Origin of the sequence: Rhizobium sp. 3T7, from assembly GCF_020166565.1 — a bacterium.
Classification (GTDB): Bacteria; Pseudomonadota; Alphaproteobacteria; order Rhizobiales; family Rhizobiaceae; genus Rhizobium.
Genome location: NZ_JAIQXS010000010.1, coordinates 74580 through 92424 on the forward strand (window position 1 = coordinate 74580; position 17845 = coordinate 92424).

The 17845-nt window shown below is 61.6% G+C and carries 16 protein-coding genes and 1 pseudogene; 6 read left to right on the top strand and 11 right to left on the bottom strand.

The annotated features are described in order from the left end of the window. Positions 1–116 precede the first annotated feature (116 nt). Positions 117–773, bottom strand: a pseudogene (locus K9B32_RS16035) (alginate export family protein); the annotation flags it as partial. Between the two features lie 151 nt (positions 774–924). Here K9B32_RS16035 and K9B32_RS16040 point away from each other — a divergent pair. Continuing rightward, positions 925–1521, top strand: coding sequence for a Dyp-type peroxidase (locus tag K9B32_RS16040; protein WP_224563758.1), 597 nt, complete (start codon positions 925–927; stop codon positions 1519–1521). 422 nt (positions 1522–1943) lie between these two features. Here K9B32_RS16040 and K9B32_RS16045 read toward each other — a convergent pair whose 3' ends face one another. Next, a complete protein-coding gene (locus K9B32_RS16045) occupies positions 1944–2873 on the bottom strand; it encodes a LysR family transcriptional regulator (RefSeq protein ID WP_224563761.1) in 930 nt (309 codons plus the stop codon). A 110-nt stretch (positions 2874–2983) separates the two neighbouring features. Between K9B32_RS16045 and K9B32_RS16050 the strand changes: the two genes are divergently transcribed. The 4 genes from K9B32_RS16050 (at position 2984) to K9B32_RS16065 (ending at position 6257) form a co-directional block, all read left to right on the top strand. Beyond that, entirely contained in the window at positions 2984–3514 is a 531-nt protein-coding gene (locus K9B32_RS16050; RefSeq protein WP_224563763.1) for an ester cyclase, read from the top strand. A gap of 69 nt (positions 3515–3583) precedes the next feature. After that, the gene (locus K9B32_RS16055; RefSeq protein WP_224563766.1) at positions 3584–4333 is read left to right on the top strand and encodes a 3-oxoacyl-ACP reductase family protein; all 750 of its coding nucleotides are present in this window, start codon (positions 3584–3586) and stop codon (positions 4331–4333) included. Positions 4334–4392: 59 nt separating this feature from the next. Continuing rightward, a complete protein-coding gene (locus K9B32_RS16060) occupies positions 4393–4992 on the top strand; it encodes an NADPH-dependent F420 reductase (RefSeq protein ID WP_224563769.1) in 600 nt (199 codons plus the stop codon). Positions 4993–5063: 71 nt separating this feature from the next. Beyond that, complete coding sequence (locus K9B32_RS16065) at positions 5064–6257, top strand: MFS transporter (RefSeq protein ID WP_224563772.1); 1194 nt, start codon at positions 5064–5066, stop codon at positions 6255–6257. Between the two features lie 781 nt (positions 6258–7038). On the opposite strand, the gene K9B32_RS16070 is transcribed toward K9B32_RS16065, so the two are convergent. Beyond that, positions 7039–8583, bottom strand: coding sequence for a class I SAM-dependent methyltransferase (locus tag K9B32_RS16070; RefSeq protein ID WP_224563775.1), 1545 nt, complete (start codon positions 8581–8583; stop codon positions 7039–7041). 281 nt (positions 8584–8864) lie between these two features. On the opposite strand from K9B32_RS16070, the gene K9B32_RS16075 reads away from it, so the two are divergent. Next, positions 8865–9638: a siderophore-interacting protein gene (locus K9B32_RS16075; RefSeq protein ID WP_224563778.1), complete on the top strand. Its 774-nt coding sequence runs from the start codon at positions 8865–8867 to the stop codon at positions 9636–9638. 333 nt (positions 9639–9971) lie between these two features. Here K9B32_RS16075 and K9B32_RS16080 read toward each other — a convergent pair whose 3' ends face one another. From K9B32_RS16080 to trbE, 8 genes are read right to left on the bottom strand one after another with little or no spacing between them, the layout of a single operon-like run. Next, positions 9972–10193 carry a DUF2274 domain-containing protein gene (locus tag K9B32_RS16080; protein ID WP_224563780.1) on the bottom strand — a complete coding sequence of 74 codons (222 nt, stop codon included), beginning with the start codon at positions 10191–10193 and terminating at the stop codon, positions 9972–9974. A gap of 3 nt (positions 10194–10196) precedes the next feature. Further along, entirely contained in the window at positions 10197–11339 is a 1143-nt protein-coding gene (locus K9B32_RS16085) for a TrbI/VirB10 family protein (RefSeq protein WP_224563781.1), read from the bottom strand. Continuing rightward, positions 11336–12244 carry a P-type conjugative transfer protein TrbG gene (gene trbG, locus K9B32_RS16090; RefSeq protein ID WP_224564051.1) on the bottom strand — a complete coding sequence of 303 codons (909 nt, stop codon included), beginning with the start codon at positions 12242–12244 and terminating at the stop codon, positions 11336–11338. The genes K9B32_RS16085 and trbG overlap by 4 nt, the downstream gene beginning before the upstream one ends. Positions 12245–12294: 50 nt before the next feature. Then, the gene (gene trbF, locus K9B32_RS16095) at positions 12295–12984 is read right to left on the bottom strand and encodes a conjugal transfer protein TrbF (protein ID WP_224563782.1); all 690 of its coding nucleotides are present in this window, start codon (positions 12982–12984) and stop codon (positions 12295–12297) included. Further along, the gene (gene trbL / locus K9B32_RS16100; RefSeq protein ID WP_224563783.1) at positions 12981–14318 is read right to left on the bottom strand and encodes a P-type conjugative transfer protein TrbL; all 1338 of its coding nucleotides are present in this window, start codon (positions 14316–14318) and stop codon (positions 12981–12983) included. Before trbL ends, trbF begins: the two co-directional genes overlap by 4 nt. A 3-nt stretch (positions 14319–14321) precedes the next feature. Then, entirely contained in the window at positions 14322–14609 is a 288-nt protein-coding gene (trbK-alt, locus tag K9B32_RS16105) for a putative entry exclusion protein TrbK-alt (RefSeq protein WP_224563784.1), read from the bottom strand. Between the two features lie 20 nt (positions 14610–14629). Beyond that, positions 14630–15391, bottom strand: coding sequence for a P-type conjugative transfer protein TrbJ (trbJ, locus tag K9B32_RS16110; RefSeq protein ID WP_224563785.1), 762 nt, complete (start codon positions 15389–15391; stop codon positions 14630–14632). Beyond that, positions 15388–17844 (bottom strand): conjugal transfer protein TrbE, encoded by a 2457-nt coding sequence (gene trbE / locus K9B32_RS16115; RefSeq protein WP_224563786.1) that lies wholly within the window; start codon positions 17842–17844, stop codon positions 15388–15390. The genes trbJ and trbE overlap by 4 nt, the downstream gene beginning before the upstream one ends. Between the last annotated feature and the right edge of the window lies 1 nt (position 17845).

Below are 17845 nucleotides of genomic sequence, written 5' to 3' on the forward strand. Positions count from 1 at the left end.
GGGGCAGGATTTCATCTTAACTTGCGATGTTCAACGCCAGCGGATCCATTGCTTATGCTTCTGGATGCCGAGAACCGGATGGGCCTATTTCGTAGTGCTGCGTAGAGTCGGCATCGTTACCAGACCAGCTTCAGCTCTGCCCTGAAATAATTGCTATCGCGGCCGCCCACAGCTTCAAGCGCCGAGCCGACCTGGTAATGAACAGCCTCTAGCGACCCCGTGAGATTGGGATTGAAGCGGTAGTCCGCCTTGACCTGCAGATAAGCTCCAGTCCATGCAGACCCCTCACCCGCTGTGCCAGCGACGGGAACGCTTGGCAGGGTGTAGATGGCGTCCTGTGTCGTCTGGCGCCAGAGCAGTCCGACCCCAGCCATCAGGGTCAGGTCTTCTGCCGGCTGAATGGTGATCGATGGTTTTATGTGAACGAGGTTGGCGTATCCGGTATGACCGCCGAGCGAGAAATAGAAGCCATTCGGAAACAGCGGATTGAATGTACCGAGCGTGCCGTCTCCCGCATCACGGTCGCCCGATGCGACATCGAACTGCAGACCGATCCGCGGTGACCAAGTGAGGTCCTCGAAGGTGTAGCCGGTCCTCGCACCCACGGCCCAGGCCAGAATGTCGGCCGAGCCGACCTTGCCAACCTGTCCCATCGCTTCCGCGTCCCAGTCGAAACCGGCATAATTGCCGGCCGACCGGATATCGAAAACGTGCCTCTCCTCTTCACCCGACGCGGAGAGAAAGTTGGCGTCCTGGCGCCGATAAAGCGCGTATGAAAATGAACTCGGCGGCATCGCCCGACTCGAAGGCCCGGTAGCGCTCTGGCGCAACGGCACATTCATCGCCATCCGCAAGATCCGCCAGGACGTCGCCGCCTTCCGGAAATTCCTGCGCGACAATGCCGAAGCCGCAGGCGGCGAGGAAATGCTTGCCGCGAAGATGATGGGCCGCTGGCGAAGCGGTGCTCCGCTGGCGCTCACTCCCAATAACGACGATGCCGGATTGGCGAAAGATCCCGGGCGTAACAATGATTTCGCCTACAATGACGACGACCCGGACGGCCGGAAAACGCCGCTCGGCAGTCACATTCGGCGCGTCAACCCGCGTGACGGACTGGAGGAAACGCTGACCGACATCCGCCTCCATCGCGTGCTGCGCCGGGGTTTTTCCTATGGACCGGAATTGCCCGAGGACACTTTCAATGACGACGGCGTCGACCGCGGCATCATGCTCGCTATCATCAACGCCGACCCGGGCCGTCAGTTCGAATTCGTGCAAGCCCAGTGGATCAATGATGGCGATTTTGTCTCCCAAGGCGAGCGGACCGACCCGATCGCCGGCCGCCGCAACCACGCGGATGACTTTCAATTCCCTGCCAAACCCGTTCGGAGGCGCATTGCCGGACTACCGGACTTCACCACCGTCAAGGGCGGAGAACATGTATTTCTACCCGGCATTGCCGGTCTCAAGTGGTTAACCAGAGACCGGCGTGGGTTGACTTTGAACTCACATCAAAGTTGAACAGCGCCTGTAGTGGAGTTGGTCCGCATTCAACGCTTTAAGGCCACCTTGTGAACCACAAGCGGCTCTTCCGACTCTATCGGGAACCCAAAACCGCTGGAGCGAACTCAAAACTGGATAAAACTTGGGGGCACGGTCACAGGTTCCATGTCAGTGAGAGTTTGGATTGAGCGAGAAGCACTTTGAGCGGCTTCGGTTATTGCTGCCAATGAGGTGCGTGGTGTCGGGGGTGTCAACCGCCGGGTGATCAGCCGCAGAAGTCTGGCGGCAGATGGATCGACGTTTCGCCGAGCCACGACTAACGAAATGCTTCGCGCACGAGTCTTACCCAGGTTGGACACCTCGAAATCGACCCCAGGGTCAGAGCGAGATTGTGTTTTCTCCACAAAAGATAGCGCTGTCCAAAAACGCACCCCTCCCCTTTAACCCAAGCTTCCGGCAAAGCGTTCCGGCCACTTTTCGCGCTGGAAGGTTTCCACGACGAAATCGACGAACACACGGGTCTTGAGCGGCAGAAGCGTCCGGTTGGCGTAGTAGATCGAGATCGGCCCGGCATCGGCATACCAGTGGGGCAGAACCCGGATCAGTTCCCCGCTCTCAAGATAGGGCAGCGCGTCGGGCTTGGCGATCATCGTCACCCCCATGCCAACCAGCGCCGCCATGCGCATGGCGGCGGGGTCATTGACCACCACCGTTTCTTTTAGCCGCGCAGGCTCTTCGGTTCCTGATGCATCGCGCATCTGCCATTGGCGGATGCGGCCCGTGCGCAACGAGCGCATGACGATGCCGTCAAGCTCCAGCAGCGCCGAAGGGTTGTGCGGCGGCACCTTGCCTGCCATGTAGGAGGGCGAGGCGACAGCAATGATATGCGCCGGCGCGAGCGCGCGTGAAATCACACCCGCTGTCAATTCGAAACCTCCCCCGATTGCCACATCATAACTCTCGGCGATCAGGTCGATCTGCCGGTTCTCGAACATCCATTCGGGGCGCACCCTGGGATAGCGTCGCGAGAACTCGGGCAGGAGCGGCAAAATGTAACCGATGCCGAAGGTCGGGCTCATGCTGACCTTCAGAGTTCCTGCCGGTTCCTCCTGATCCGCAGACGCTTCGGCAATCGCGGCTTGCAGGCTCTCCAGACTGTCACGGATCGATATCAGGAACCGCTCGCCGGGCTCTGTAAGCGTGAGGCTGCGCGTAGAGCGCTGAAACAGACGAGCGCCGAGATTTCCCTCCAGCGCCGCAACGTTGCGGCTGACCGCTGCCGGCGTCAGCCCGAGCCGCCGGGCGGCGGCGGAGAAGCCGCCAAGCTCGGCGCTGCGAACGAATGATTCGAGGTTGGCCAGTGTTTCCATAACGATCTTCAAGCATTCGTTGAAACCAAGAATAAACGATTACGGCTAATCCAAAGGGAAATTGCAAGCGATATTCACTCCATCGAAACAACAAACCGGAGTGAAAGGCTATGACGCATTCGACGGAAGGAGCAGATGTCACAGACACTGTGGACATTAGCCGCCGCACCCTGATCACCGGCCTGATCGGCATAACGCTCCCGGTTCCGGCGGCGGCTGCCGCTCCGGACGACCTTGCCGCCAACAAGACGGTGATCCGCCAGTTGCTGGAAGGCGTGCAGCGCGACGGCGACTTCGATCTGTTCGAACGCCTGTTCGCACCGGACTATGTTGACCACACGCCGTTTGGCGATGCCCGGCCCGATCGCAACGGCACGCGAGAAATCTACCGGACGTTCCGCGCCGCCTTTCCCGACTGGAATGCCGAGGTGCATCTTCAGATTGCCGAAGGCGATCTCGTCAGCACCTACAAAACCTATCACGGCACGCATCTGGGTCCCTTCATAGGTATCGCCGCGACCGGACGCGCCACCCGCTTCAACGTCATGGACGTGATGCGAGTTCGCAACGGCCAGATCACTGACCACTGGACCGTCGCCGATGGCGCCGGGCTGATGGCTCAAATCAACCAACAGGACTGAACTTTCCCAACCGACCGCACGGATTTCCAGCGGTCATCCAACCCCTGCGACATTTGAAAGGATAAACCCATGTCGAACACTCTTTCCCTGACCGGTAAAACTGCCCTTGTCACCGGCGGTTCGCGCTCAATCGGCGCAGCAATCGCAAAGCGTCTGGCCGCCGATGGCGCGGCAGTCGCCATTACCTACAGCGCCTCGCCGGACAAGGCTGCCGCTGTGGTGACCGAAATCGAAACAGCCGGTGGTCGCGCCATCGCCATTCAGGCCGATGCAGGCGATCCGGCCGCCGTCCGCGCCGCAGTCACAAAAACCGAAGAAACCTTCGGCTCGCTCGACATCCTCGTCAACAATGCCGGTATCGCCCTTGGCGGCCCGATTGATGAGATCAAGTTCGAGGACTACGAGCGGATGATCGCCGTCAATGTTACCGGCGTCTTCGTTGCCACGCAGGAAGCCGCCCGCCGCATGAAGCCGGGTGGACGCATCGTCCATATCGGTTCGTCCATGACCCGTTATGCGGCCTTCCCGACAGCCTCGCTCTATACGCTGACCAAGGGCGCTGTTGCCGGCTTCAACCGCAGCCTGGTGCGCGACCTCGGGCCGAAGGGCATCACCGTCAACACCGTCCATCCCGGCCCGACTGACACCGACATGAATCCCGATGGCGGCCCTGTCTCGAAGATCGTCGGCCCCGGCATGGCGATCGGCCGCTACGGCAAGGATTACGAGATCGCCAGCGTCGTCGCCTATCTTGCCAGCCCGGAAGCCGCCTTCGTGACCGGCGCCGATATCCTCGCCGATGGTGGCTTCACCGCCTGATCGGGCTACGGCGCTCCAATGCCGGAGCGCCAATTCCCCTACTTCAAAGGAGAACCAGCATGTCTATCGGTATCATCGGCGCCGGCAATATCGGCTCGGCCTTCGCCCGCGCCCTTGCTCGCAACAGCATTTCCGCCATCATCGCCAACAGCCGCGGCCCGGCCTCGCTTGCCGTACTCGAAACGGAACTGAAGCCTTTCATCAAGGCGGGCACACTTGAAGAAGCGGCCAGCGCCGACATAGTCTTTGTCGCCGTCAACTGGTCGAAGCTGCCGAAGGCGCTCGCCAGTCTGCAGGACTTCGGCGGCCGCATCGTCATCGACGCCAACAATCCCATCGAAGCGCCGCTGTTCAAACCGGCCGAGCTGAATGGCCGTCTTTCCACCGAGGTCTTCGCCGATCTCGTTCCCGGCGCCCGTGTCGTCAAGGCATTCAACCATCTGCAACCGCACCTGATCTCCGGTGATCCCAAAGCCGAGGGTGGCTCACGCGTCCTGTTCTATTCCGGTGACGACGCACGGGCGAAGGCGGAAGTTGGTGCGCTGATCTCCAGACTCGGCTTCACCGGCATCGATCTCGGCCCGGTCTCGGTCGGCGGCAAACTGGTGCAGTTCCCCGGCGGTCCGCTACCCGCCCTCAACCTCGTCAAGTTCGGTTGAAACATCGCAGGCGAGCCGGAGAGCGACCCTTCCTCTCCGGTCTGCCCTGCTTTTTACCAAGGAATCCTCCTATGGACATGCCAGTCTCCCGCAGTATTTCCGCAATCCACGTTGACAGCAAACCGCTCGCCTCCTGGGCCGCTGTCGCCAGTGTCGGCGTCGGCGCTTTCGCTCTCGTCACCACCGAGTTCCTGCCCGTCGGCCTTCTGCCGCTGATTGCGGCCGACCTTGGCATCAGCGAGGGGACGGCCGGACTGATGGTGACCATCCCCGGCTTTCTCGCCGCGCTTGCCGCGCCGATGACCCTCGGATTTGCCGCCCGCTTCGATCGCAAGCGTGTGCTCGTCGCGCTGCTGATGCTGCTCGTCGTCTCCAACGTCATCGTGGCAACCGCTCATGGCTTTGCGGCGTTGATGTTCGGCCGGGTGCTGCTCGGTATCGCTGTCGGCGGCTTCTGGACAATCGGTGGTTCACTCGGCCCACGCCTGCGCCCCGGCGCGGAAGGACCGCGTGCAACGGCACTGATCTTCTCCGGTGTTTCGCTGGGTACTGTCGCCGGGGTTCCCGCAGGCGCCCTGATTGGTGACCTGTTCGGCTGGCGCACCGCCTTCCTGCTTGTGTCGGGTATCGCACTGCTTGTCGTGGCGGCGCTCCAGTTTTTGTTGCCGGCCATCCGGGCACAGAAGGGTTCGGGATTGAAACAGGTTCCAGACGTGTTGCGATTGCAACGAGTCCAGATCGGCCTAACGGCAGCCGTGCTCATCTTCGTCGGGCAGTTCGCGGCCTATACCTACATTACTCCCTTCCTCATCGGCGCAACCGGGATTGATACGGGCACACTCAGCATGGTGCTGCTCGGCTATGGCGCGGCGGGGTTCGCCGGAAACCTGTTCGGGGGCTGGGCTGCTGGCCGGAACTTCGTTCTTGCGCTTGCCGGCGCCGCTTTTCTGATCGCCTTGTCGGTTGCGGGATTGTTGCTGGCCGGCAGCAACACGCTTGCCGCAGTCGCTTGGGTTGTCACCTGGGGTTTCGGTTTCGGCATGCTGCCGATCGCCATGCAAACCTTCCTGTTCAGCTCCGCGCCCGACCGGCTGGAAAGCATCGCCGCGCTCTTCGTATCGATCGCGCAACTGGCGATCGGGCTCGGAGCACTGGTCGGCGGCCTCGCAGTCGACAATTTCGGCGTGCCGAGCGCGCTCTGGCTCGGTCCGGCAAGTGCACTGCTCACCACAGGTCTCATTGCATTGACCAGTAAAATTCATTGAAGCGTGGGCCTGCGGCGATGCCGTTGCAGGCTTCACCACCGCTCCCAGAGTGAAAGCACTTCGACATGGCCAAGAGCATTTTGCTTATTCACGGTGCCTGGCTAACCCCGACAATCTGGGAGCCGTGGGGCGTCCGATTTTCCGCGCGGGTTACACGGAGGCCAAGGCACTATGTCCCTGATCATAGTGCCTTGGCGCAACGGATCGTAGTTTTGGCTACGGCAGGATACTGTGGCGTGGTTGCGGGGGCACGCAACCCCCGATACTTGTATTCGCTAGCAGTCCCTGTTTAAAAGCGAGCGTCAGGCTAATGGTTCGAGTGAGGTGATCGAAGGCTGCACCCGGTTGGAAAAATGAAAATGCCGCGGTGAGGTACGCCAAGCAGATCAAAGGTGAGAGCTTCGAACATAGGTTTGCCGTTCATTTTCATCTGCTCTCGCGGGCATTTGCGTAATTGTACTGGCAGGACAGCAGGCGGCGCTAACCGCCTGCTTTGGGGTGGTCCCGCGATCACGTCCCGGGAGCCGGAAACGCTATCGAAGAGGAACAGCCGCACGCTTGCACCTGTGCACCGAAATCAAACAAAGTGAGCCTGCAACGAAGATCCGACGACTTTCTTTCCTGCGATCGTCGGCGAGACGGCTTGATGAAGTTAAAACTAGCCTGGCTGGTGTTAAGCGCGGTCAAGCTTCGGTAAAGTTATGTAAAACTTTGGCACTAGCGACGTTGTGTACAAAGAGCGGTTCGCATGATGCACAGGCTGCGGGCTTGCGCCCCTGAACTACAATTCGATATTGAGGGACTGCAGAATCGGCAGCCTGTATTGCATGAACTCCTCCGCCCTCGCGGTCAGTTCAGCCACGTTATCTTCCTCGGTTTCCAGCATCTTCCCATCCTTAAGGAGACGCTGGCCTTGTGGCTCGAGGATGCGCCACGCAACGCTCGCCCACTCCTTCGGTCCTTCCTTGCCCTCATCGATGGCCAAAAGGTAGAGGCGTTCAGCTCGACTGACCATCAGCCCACCACCAGTTACCGGGGACGCCAGAAATTGGTGGTCTTCGCTGTTTTCGGCGTGCCTGCACACCGCCCGATTGAAGGACTTGCAGCCTTCGATCCTTTCGGCGAGCCCCTGTTCGGGGAGGCAGGGTTGAAGGAAATTCGCACCGACCAGGACCGTGATCGCCTGGGTGATTTGACTCCATGTCACTTGCGAGCCCATCATACTTGTCAGGACATCGCGAGTAGACTTTGGTCCGCCGGCACAGGTGGCTAGAATCTGCTGATACGGCTCTGCGGTCACATCGATTTGTCCCATTCGAGTTTTGATAGCCGTAGGCATCTTTGCTCTCGAAGTGGACAGCGCGAATCTCGTTTCGAGCCAAATCCCGACTGCGCTTCGTTCGGTATGCGGATCAAACCCCTTGCAGAACAGGTCGGTACGGAACAGTTGATTGACGATGAAGTCGCGGAGAGCCTCTCTCCTCACCGGATCTCCTTCCTGATCGAGAATGGCGCGCTGCTTTTCAGACAGCGACATATCGTCGAAATGATCGATAAAATTCAGCGAGCTTACGAAGGAAAGTTTCGCTTCCGCGAGTTGGCTCGCGACATCTTCGAAATAGAACGGCGTCCAGTCGCGATTGAAGTATTCATGTGCGAGGTAGTTGCGACCCATGCTCGTCATGGTCTTCAACCTCACGCCGGCAGCCGCGTGGATATTGAAGAAGTCGGCCTGCGCCTCTGCCAGCGCGGAAAGATGGTCGAGCGCCTCATCAATCCGGGGTGCGAGTGGCCCCGATGTTCTCGACGCCCGGTCCACGAGCATACGACGAAGCGGGAGTGTCACCGCCCACCCAGGCATGGCATTGTAGCTGACGTAAACTAGGCCACCAGGCTTCAATTTTGCCGATACGAAGTCGACGATGTGCTGGCGATTTTCTTCCGAAACCCAGCTCAAAACGCCATGTAGGCAAATGATGTCGAAGCTCTCCGGAAGCCCAGCTTGTGATTGGAAATTCGCAAAGCTCTCTTCGTAAAACTTCACGTTCGCCAAGTTGGCTTCTCTCGCCAAACCACGTGCGCTGACGATGTGGGCCGGATTGAAATCCATCGCATGGAAGCGAATCTGCGGATTGGCCGCGGAGAGCAGGTTTGCCGAAAATCCCTGCCCACACCCAAGTTCGCAGTATTCCAGTGATGGCTGGGACAGATCAAATTTTTGGCCCCGCGCGAGCGCGGCAAAGCCCATTAATGCTGGCGTGAGCTGCCTGTAAAAGCCGTGGGTATAGCTTAACTCGTCAATGTATCCGGAAGTCCAATTCGCCAATTCCCAGGCCCTTCTAAATCGTTGCACATAGTGCGCCTGCCCTCCTATGAATAGCCCGCCGAATGTTAAGTGGGGTCAAGTCAGCGTTAAGTTGCGTAAATCCACGTTTCTCGACCGCTGCAGAATTTGAGCGCCGGTCGACGCCTCCAACGCGACCCGACCGAACCGTCCTCCCAACCAGACGCCAATGCAATCAATTTTATTACACTTATTGTATTTTTACACTTGATGTCATATTTACGAAGCTTATTACTCTACCACTGCACGGAGAGCCCGCACGCATGACCAAAGAGTTGACTGCCGCATCCGACCTGCCACGTATCGAACCCGAAGCCTCAACCGCCAAGGGTGGCCTTCTAGAGCGAACATTGACCCGGCTGATTATGAAACCGGCGAAAGTGGTTGAAGTGATCACTCTGTCTGAGAATTTTCGCCTCATCGGCTTTCAAAGCGATGCGCTCAAGGGATGCAGCTGGACGCCAGGAGATAAAGTGCAGGTGAAACTCGATGGAGGGTTTATAACGCGAACATACACGCCGATCTCATGGGATCCGATTGAAGGAAAGACACAGTTTCTAGCCTACTGTCACGGTGGCGGGCCTGGTAGTAAGTGGGCAGAACAGCTGAAGCCAGGCGATCAGCGTCAGTTCTTCGGACCGCGCCGTTCGATTGGGTTCGACGGCCTTCCCAGGTCCGTTGTGCTTTTTGGGGACGAGACCTCGTTCGCCTTGGCGCTGGCCCTTGAAGGGATGATCGATCAGTCCGCGGAGAGACACTACATATTTGAGGTGACGAACCGGGACGAGGTGTCCACTGTTCTCGACAAACTAGGATTGCCGCAGTCGAAGTTGATCATGAGACAACCCGGCGATACCCATCTAGACCAAGTGCTGCATGCTTTAGGCAGCGCTATGCAGCCGACCACGGCCTTCGTATTAAGTGGCAAGGCATCAACGATTCAGCATCTGAACCGTTCACTCAAAGCTCACGGAGTAGAAGCGCGGAGACTTCGGACGAAGGCTTACTGGGCGCCGGGGAAGGTAGGCCTGGATTAACGAAAGAGTGCCGGCCAGAACATCCTCGTCGCCCCACCCAAAAGTTCAGCGTCGGAGCGTCAGGTCGGCTTATCGGCTTCAAACTCCTCCAATCCGCCGGGTGTCTGACGGAACCGAAGGCACTGCGACATCATCGTTGCAGGATACAAACCGCGTCGCCTTAAGATTCCAAGGCGGAGACAAAGAGGCGCAGAACTTGCTGCTCGATGCCTATAAGACTGGCCAACTCCGCGGAAAGAAACTCGCGGCCGTGCGGCGTGAAACCCTTGCGTCTCATGTGGAGGATGGACGCCTCCGCCTTAAGGCTTTCATCTCGTTGGATATCCAATAGCGTCACGCCTCGAGCGGCTGACGCTTTGCCTTGGCAAACCCGCGATCCGTGGCAATGAAGCGCTCCAGCATTGGCACAATCAGCTTGGCGGGCTCGATCGGCGAGCCGCCTTCGGCCAAGAGGCGACCGTATTCGGTCAGGTCGCGATGGAGCGTGGCGGGCAGCTCCAAGGCGATCTTCAAAGGTTTGTCGTCGGCGATGGGGCCGAGTTTCAGCTTGGTCATGGGTCAGCTCCTGTAGGGTTCGAGTACAAGGTCGCGGATAACGATGACGCGGACAGGGAAGCCGGGGCGGATGGTCAGTGTCGGTGCGACCTGCAACTGGCGCTGGACGATCTGCTGACCGGCCTGATTGATAGTGTCCTGCGCGCCGTCGCGAATGGCGCGGATCAGGCGATCGTTGTCGTCGGTGGCGAGCTCCGCACCCACGCCGAGCAGGGTCGAGAGCGCGGCGGCCTTGGCGAGATCCCACCAGTGGTAATCGACGCCATCCTCAAGGCCGGCATAGCCTTGACTATCCGCTCCCGGCAGGCGCTCGAGAACCATCGAGCGGCCGTTCGGCATAATGAGGCGGTTCCAGACGAGCAGCACGCGGCGCTGCCCGAACTGCACGCTGTTGTCATACTGGCCGATGAGCCGCGTGCCCTGCGGTACAAGCAGGACGCTTCCGGTAGGGCTGTCGTAGATGTTCTCGGTGACCTGCGCCGTGATCTGACCGGGCAGATCGGAACGGATGCCGGTGAGGAGCGCGGCCGATATGACCGCGCCAGCCTGAATCACGAAGGGCGACGCCGGCGGCGTGACGCGATCGGGTGTCACGGTGCGCCGGTCGGCGGCGGCGTCGAGGAAGGCACGTTGCCGATCCTGCGCAGTCGCCGGCTGGCCACCCAAGCCGCCGAGGTCCAGGTTCGCCATCACACCCGGCGTTGCTGCGGCCGCCGATCCCTGCCGCGATTGGAAGAACACAGTGCTGAGGCGCGCGGCTTCTTCTTCGGCGCGGCGGCGCTGCTCGGCCTCTTCGACGCCGGGCGTTGGACCGACGGACGGCGTGACAGGCTGACCGGCGTTCTGGGCGCTGAGGATCGGGCGGCCGAGATCACCGGGCAGCGCAGGGCCGAGCATCGGGCCGGTATAGTCGCGCGGAAGGCCGGCGAGACCATCGGCAGTTTGCCGATTGGCGGTAGAATAGAGTTCTTCCCCACCATCGCCACCTGTAGGCGTCTGGAGCCCATAGATCAGCGCGCCACCTATCCCGACCATCGCCATGGCGGCGACGCTGGCGAGCATCTTGCGTGACAGGCGCGTGACGCGGGGCGCTTCGACACGAAGGCGCATGGGAGCGGCGTTGGTTTCGGTGTCAGTCTCGCTCATGATCGCGGCCTCCCGTCGGTGCGGACAATTCTGACGGTCTGCTGGCGGTCGCCACCGCCAAGGCGCAACTCGGCGGCGCCGAACAGGCGATCGACGATCAGGATATGTTGGTAGATGCGGCTGTTAGTGATCTGGGCTTCGCCTTCCGGGCCGATGACGAAGATCGGCGGCATTTCGCCCTGAACGATACCGCGCGGGAATTCGACATAGACGCGGCGCCCGTCGTCGTAGACGGCGACCGGCTTCCACGGCGGATTGCTGCTGCCGGTCAGGCTGTAGCGATAGTTGCGTACGGCGACAGCCGGAATGACCGGCGTCGCCGGGACAGCCTGCCGCCCGCCGCCGGCCGGCTGCGGATAGGACCATGCGACTGCGGGCATATAGGGCTTCTCGCCGGATCGCAGCTCGATCATGTAGGTGCGCCGGTCGGTGGTGATGACGAGGTTGGTGGAGATGTCGGCGCGCGACGGCTTCACCAGCACATGCACGCGTCGCCTCACGCCGGAACCGCTCTCGGTGTCGCCGATGATCCAGCGGGCGGTATCGCCGGCGGCGATCGGCCCCGCGCCGGTTAGGCTCTCGCCGGGCTCGAGCGCGATGTTGGTGACCTGTCCGGGGGCGGCATAGACCTGATAGAGCGCGCCTTCCGACCAGGGGTAGACCTGAATGGCGTTAAAATACCCCTCGCGGCGCGGCTCAACGCGGGCCGCTGCATTGGCATTTTCGACGCGGGCGGTCGGTGTGCTGCCCGCCGTGCCGCCGCGCGCGACCGTCCAGGCGGGAGGGACATGCAGCGGCTTCAGCCGCTCGTCCGTCACCGATGCGGGAATGGCCGGCAAAGGCAGCACGCTGGCGTCGTAGCTGATCTGCGGTGGCTTCTGCGGCGTGGCGCAACCGGCAAGCATGGTTGCTGAAAGCAATATAGCAGTGATTGCGGATTGGCGGGGAGCAGGTATCACTGGCCCATCTCCCGCGACCAGTTGATGGCGTTTACGTAGATGCCGAGCGGATTGGCTTTCAGGCGTTCAACGTCACGCGGCGGCTGAACAGCGAGGGTCAGGATCGCGGTCCATCGCTCCGTGCCGGAGAGCTGGCCGTTCTCGAAATGCCGTTCCGCCCATGCGACACGGAAGCTGTCTGGCGACGCCCGAATGACGCTGGAGACATCGACAGCGATCTGCTGCTTGCCGACCTTGGTGAAGGGGTCGTTGGTCCGGGCATAGTCGTTGAGAGCGCCCGCACCACGATCGGTCGTCCATTCATAGGCGCGGAGCCAGTTTTGCCGGACGACGATCGGATCGGCCGGGATGCTTCTAACCTGCTCGATGAAGCGGGCGAGATGCCATGCGATCTGGGGATCAGTGGGTCGGTAGTTGGGGTCCGCCTGACCGGCAGCTTCTGCCCGTCCGAGATTGTCAACCTGCACAACCCACGGCACGATGGCCCCTTGCGCAGACTGCCAGACCAACGCCGCGGCGAAACCAGCCGAGAGGATCAGCGAACCGAAGGCCATATAGCGCCAGTTCTTCGCCTGGACGCGAGCTGAGCCGATACGCTCGTCCCAGACCTGTGCGGCGCGCTGGTATGGCGTCTCGGGTTGAGGTGTTCTGCCGTAATGCGCGGCAGGACGCTTGAAGAGGTTCATGAGCGGTCACTTTCAGAGAGGCTGACGGAAGAACCGGAGCTGTGGCTGTCGCTGGAGCGAACGGCATGGGCGGTTGTCTGGATGGTGTGGCCGGACTGGCGCATTCGCTGTGCCCAGCCGGGCGCGGCACCGGCAGGTCGCACCGATGCCGGCGGCCTTTCATCCGCACCGCCAACCGTGCCCATGGTCGAGGTGCCGCCGGTCGCGCTGAAGCCGGATTTGACGCCATCTGAGAAGCTGGATTTGACGCTGGCGGCAGTGCGGCGAAGCGGCGACGCCGCCGCTCCTCCAGCGGCACGGCCGACGCCGCCGAGACCGGATGCAACGCCGGATGCGCCGGACTGGCCCGGCGAACCGAGACTATAGGCGGCCGAAGCCGCACCCGCTGCGGTCGCGCCGCCACGCACAGCGGCCGCACCTGTCGAAAGCGCGGCTGCGCCGCCTTTCGCGGCGAGACCGGCAGCGCCAGCGCCAGCCATGACCACGCCGCCCGCCGTGAGGCTCGTTCCAACGGCCGCGGCCGCTCCGAGCTGGGGACCGCCGGATATGAGACCGCTGGCAATGCCGGGACCAAAGATGCCGAGGCCGAGCAGCGACAAAGCGGCGAGCACGACGGCCATGGCATCATCGATGGTCGGTGTCTGCCCGCCGAAACCCTGCGTGAACTGCGAAAAGAGCGTCGAGCCGATGCCGATGATGACGGCGAGGACCAGAACCTTGATGCCGGATGAGATGACGTTGCCGAGCACACGTTCGGCCATGAAGGCGGTCTTGCCGAACAGGCCGAACGGGATCAGCAAGAAGCCAGCGAGCGTCGACAGTTTGAACTCGATCAACGTGACAAAGAGCTGAATCGCCAGGATGAAGAAGGCGAGGATGACCAGCGCCCAGGCGAAGAGCAGGCACGCGATCTGGATGAAGTTCTCGAAGAATGCGATCCAGCCCATGAGGTCGGAAATGGATTCGAGCAGCGGCCGGGCCGCGTCGAGGCCAGTCTGTGCGACCTTACCGGGACGCATCAGGTCGGCCGCCGAAAATCCGGTGCCGCTCGCCTTCAGCCCGAGCCCGGCGAAGCTGTCGAAGACGATCTTCGCCAGACTGTTCCAGTTGCCGATGAGATAGGCGAACACGCCGACGAAGAGGGTCTTCTTGACCAGCCGGGCGATGATGTCGTCATCCACGCCCCAGGACCAGAACAGAGCCGCAAGCGTTACGTCGATGACGATCAGCGTGGTCGCGATAAAGGCGACTTCGCCGCCGAGGAGGCCGAAGCCGGAGTCGATATAGCGGGTGAAAACCCCGAGAAAATTGTCGATGACGCCAGCGCCGCCCATCCGTCACCGCCCTTCGCCGGGGGATGGCGACGTTGGTGGGGGCGTGCGGCCGAGAAAACGATTGCGTGTCTCGGCCCAGACGCGCAGGCATTCGCTGTCCTCGGCGGCCTTCTGGCCAAGCTGCTGGCACCGGCGCTGGCCTTCGCGCAGCGGATCGCGCTCGGGTTGTTGAAGTCCCATCGGCGAGGTCGGGAAGGCCCTTTCGTTGCGGATCATTTCGATCGCGGCCGCCGTGATGGCGACAGCTACGAACATGATTGCGCCCATCCGGGCCAACATCTTGCCGTCCATGACGGTGCTCCCCCTGGCTCTCAGTTGCCGGTATTGAACATTCGTGCGTTGCCGGGCGTGTAGCTGCTGCCCGGCGTCAAGAAGCGGCGGCGCTGCTCGCGGCCTTGTTGGGCAGCAGCAGCACGTTCGGCCTCTGTCAGCGTGCCCGCCCGACCGTTTGCGGCGAGAACCGCAACAAGATCGGAAAGCTGTTGCGACTGGAGGGCGAGAAGCTGGTTGCCGGCCTGCGTCGCCTGAAGTGCGCCCGTCGCGTTCTGGCTTTGGCCGACAAGCTCCGACATCTGCATGCGGTTGGTGTCTATGTTGCCGACAACACCGGCCTGCACGCGCATGGCGTCCTGCAAACCGCCGACCGTATTCTCCCAGCGCGAGCGCGCACCGGCGACGAGCTGCTGGTCGGTCGCCGACATCGAGACATTGCCATATTGCTGCTGGAACGCTTGGTCGACGCGCTGTACGTCGAATGCGATATTCTGCGCCTGGCTCAAGAGTTGCTGTGTGCGTTGGACGTTCTGTTGAAGCTGCTGGAGCGACGAGAATGGCAGGCTCGCGAGATTGCGCGCTTGGTTCATCAACATGGTCGCCTCGTTCTGGAGGCTGGTGATCTGATGATTGACTTGCTCCAGCGTGCGCGCTGCGGTGAGGATGTTTTGCGCGTAGTTCGACGGGTCGAAGACGATCCGTCCGAATTGCGCGTGTGCCGGCATCGCCAGCATGAGCGAAACGGCGAGCATGGTAGAGGCTATGAAGACGGCGCGCGGGCGGACATGACGAATGGTCATGATTGGGAGTCCTTTTCGGCTGAGGGGATGAGCGTCGTGAAATTCGGGATGAGGTCTGCCGCCCAGCCGATGTCGCGGGCGCGAAGCCATGCGGCGAGGAAGCCTGCGCGGCCGTGTTCGGCGATGAGGCTGGCGATCAACGATTGGTCGGATTTGGAGGAAACGGCGCATAGTGCGAGGCCGACTTCCGACAAGCCCAGCTCGAACAGGCGGTTGCCGGGCCGCGACTGGCAATAATAGTCCCGCTTGGGCGTCGCGCGCGCGAGGATTTCGATCTGGCGGTCATTGAGGCCGAAGCGGCGATAGATCGCGGTAATCTGCGGCTCGATCGCGCGTTCGTTCGGCAACAAGAGCCGTGTCGGGCAGCTTTCGATGATCGCCGGCGCTATTGCCGAATTGTCGATATCGGAGAGCGATTGCGTGGCAAAGATGACCGAAGCATTCTTCTTGCGTAGCGTTTTCAGCCATTCGCGGAGCTGGCTGGCGAATCCGTCGTCGTCTAGTGCAAGCCAGCCCTCGTCGATGATAAGCAAGGTCGGCCGCCCATCGAGCCGGTCGCCGATGCGATGGAACACATAGGCCAGCACGACGGCCGCTGCCCCCGTGCCGACCAGCCCTTCGATCTCAAACGCCTGCACGTCCGCAGAGCCGAGATGTTCGAGCTCGGCGTCGAGCAGCCGGCCATAGGCTCCGCCGACACAGTAGGGCCGGAGTGCCTGCTTGATGTCATTGGACTGGAGCAGGACCGCAAGGCCGGTGATGGTCCGCTCCTCGACTGGCGCGGACGCAAGGGAGGTCAATGCCGTCCAGATATGCTCCTTAACCTCCGGCGTGATCTGGATAGCTTCGCGCATCAGGATCGCCACGATCCAGTCGGCAGCCCAGGCGCGCTCATAATTGTCGTCGATACGAGCGAGCGGCTGGAGCGAGACAGACGATTCCGCCCCATCCGTCAGGCCACCCCCGAGGTCGTGCCAGTCGCCGCCCATCGCGAGCGCCGCAGCTCGGATCGATCCGCCAAAGTCGAAGGCGAAGACCTGGGACCGCTCGTAGCGGCGGAACTGCAAGGCCATTAGGGCGAGCAGTACGGATTTGCCTGCGCCAGTTGGGCCGACGACGAGCGTATGGCCGACATCGCCAACATGGAGTGATAACCGGAACGGGGTCGAGCCGTCGGTCTTGCCATTGAGCAAGGGGGGCGCGCCGAAATGCTCATCCCGTTCCGGCCCCGCCCACACGGCGGAAAGCGGAATCATGTGGGCGAGATTGAGTGTCGAGATGGGCGGCTGGCGGACATTGGCGTAAGCGTGGCCGGGCAAGCTGCCGAGCCATGCGTCCACTGCGTTGACGGTCTCGACCATGGCCGTGAAATCGCGGCCCTGAATCACTTTCTCGACTAGGCGCAACTTCTCCTCGGCTAGACGCGGATCGGCGTCCCACACCGCGATCGTCGCGGTGACATAGGCCATACCCGCGACATCGGCGCCCAGCTCTTGCAAGGCCGTGTCGGCGTCAGCCGCCTTATTCGCGGCATCCGTGTCCACGAGGGCGGATGCCTCGTTGGTCAGGACTTCCTTAAGGATGGCGGCGATCGACTTGCGCTTCGCGAACCATTGCCGCCTGATTTTCGTCAGCAGCTTCGTTGCGTCGGTCTTGTCGAGAAGGATCGCACGGGTGCTCCACCGATACGGGAACGCCAGCCGGTTAAGATCGTCGAGTAGTCCGGGCGTCGTCGCGGTCGGAAAGCCGATGATGGTGAGGATGCGCAGATGCTCAGCCCCGAGGCGCGGCTCCAGTCCGCCCGTCAGCGGCTGGTCTGCCAGCAGCGCGTCGAGATAGACCGGGGTTTCGGGAACGCGGACACGATGGCGTTTGGTCGAGACGGTGGAATGCAGGTAGGTCAGCGTTTCGCTGTCATCGAGCCACGCGCATTCCGGCATGAAGCCGTCGAGCAGTGCCAACACGCGGTCGGTGCGATCCGTGAAGGCGCGCACGATCTCGTTCGAATCGACGCTGGTGCGCTCACGTCCCTCGTAAAGCCAGGTCTCGGCGCGAGCCGCTTCGTCAGCAGGCGGCAGATAGAGGAAGGTCAGATAGTAGCCGGACACGAAATGCGCGCCGGTTTCCTCGAAATCAGCCTTGCGCTCGGCATCGACCAGGCCGGAAGCCGGATCGGGAAACTGGCTCGCTGGATAGGTCGCAGCGTTGTAGCGCTGCGCCTCGACAAAGATGCTCCAGCCGGAACCGAGACGGCGGAAGGCATTGTTGATGCGGCTCGCGACGGCAACCAGCTCGGCAGCGACGGCGGAATCGAGATCAGGACCGCGAAATTTCGCGGTGCGCTGAAACGAGCCATCCTTGTTCAGCAAGACGCCTTCGGCGACCAGCGCGACCCAGGGCAGATAGTCGGCAAGGCGGATGGCGGTGCGACGATATTCGGCAAGGTTCATCATG

Coding starts and splice junctions, on each gene's coding strand:
- K9B32_RS16040 (WP_224563758.1), top strand. CDS start 925: ATGCTTGCCGCGAAGATGATGGGCCGCTGGCGAAGCGGTGCTCCGCTG.
- K9B32_RS16045 (WP_224563761.1), bottom strand. CDS start 2,873: ATGGAAACACTGGCCAACCTCGAATCATTCGTTCGCAGCGCCGAGCTT.
- K9B32_RS16050 (WP_224563763.1), top strand. CDS start 2,984: ATGACGCATTCGACGGAAGGAGCAGATGTCACAGACACTGTGGACATT.
- K9B32_RS16055 (WP_224563766.1), top strand. CDS start 3,584: ATGTCGAACACTCTTTCCCTGACCGGTAAAACTGCCCTTGTCACCGGC.
- K9B32_RS16060 (WP_224563769.1), top strand. CDS start 4,393: ATGTCTATCGGTATCATCGGCGCCGGCAATATCGGCTCGGCCTTCGCC.
- K9B32_RS16065 (WP_224563772.1), top strand. CDS start 5,064: ATGGACATGCCAGTCTCCCGCAGTATTTCCGCAATCCACGTTGACAGC.
- K9B32_RS16075 (WP_224563778.1), top strand. CDS start 8,865: ATGACCAAAGAGTTGACTGCCGCATCCGACCTGCCACGTATCGAACCC.
- K9B32_RS16080 (WP_224563780.1), bottom strand. CDS start 10,193: ATGACCAAGCTGAAACTCGGCCCCATCGCCGACGACAAACCTTTGAAG.
- K9B32_RS16085 (WP_224563781.1), bottom strand. CDS start 11,339: ATGAGCGAGACTGACACCGAAACCAACGCCGCTCCCATGCGCCTTCGT.
- trbG (WP_224564051.1), bottom strand. CDS start 12,244: ATGCTTGCCGGTTGCGCCACGCCGCAGAAGCCACCGCAGATCAGCTAC.
- trbF (WP_224563782.1), bottom strand. CDS start 12,984: ATGAACCTCTTCAAGCGTCCTGCCGCGCATTACGGCAGAACACCTCAA.
- trbL (WP_224563783.1), bottom strand. CDS start 14,318: ATGGGCGGCGCTGGCGTCATCGACAATTTTCTCGGGGTTTTCACCCGC.
- trbK-alt (WP_224563784.1), bottom strand. CDS start 14,609: ATGGACGGCAAGATGTTGGCCCGGATGGGCGCAATCATGTTCGTAGCT.
- trbJ (WP_224563785.1), bottom strand. CDS start 15,391: ATGACCATTCGTCATGTCCGCCCGCGCGCCGTCTTCATAGCCTCTACC.
- trbE (WP_224563786.1), bottom strand. CDS start 17,844: ATGATGAACCTTGCCGAATATCGTCGCACCGCCATCCGCCTTGCCGAC.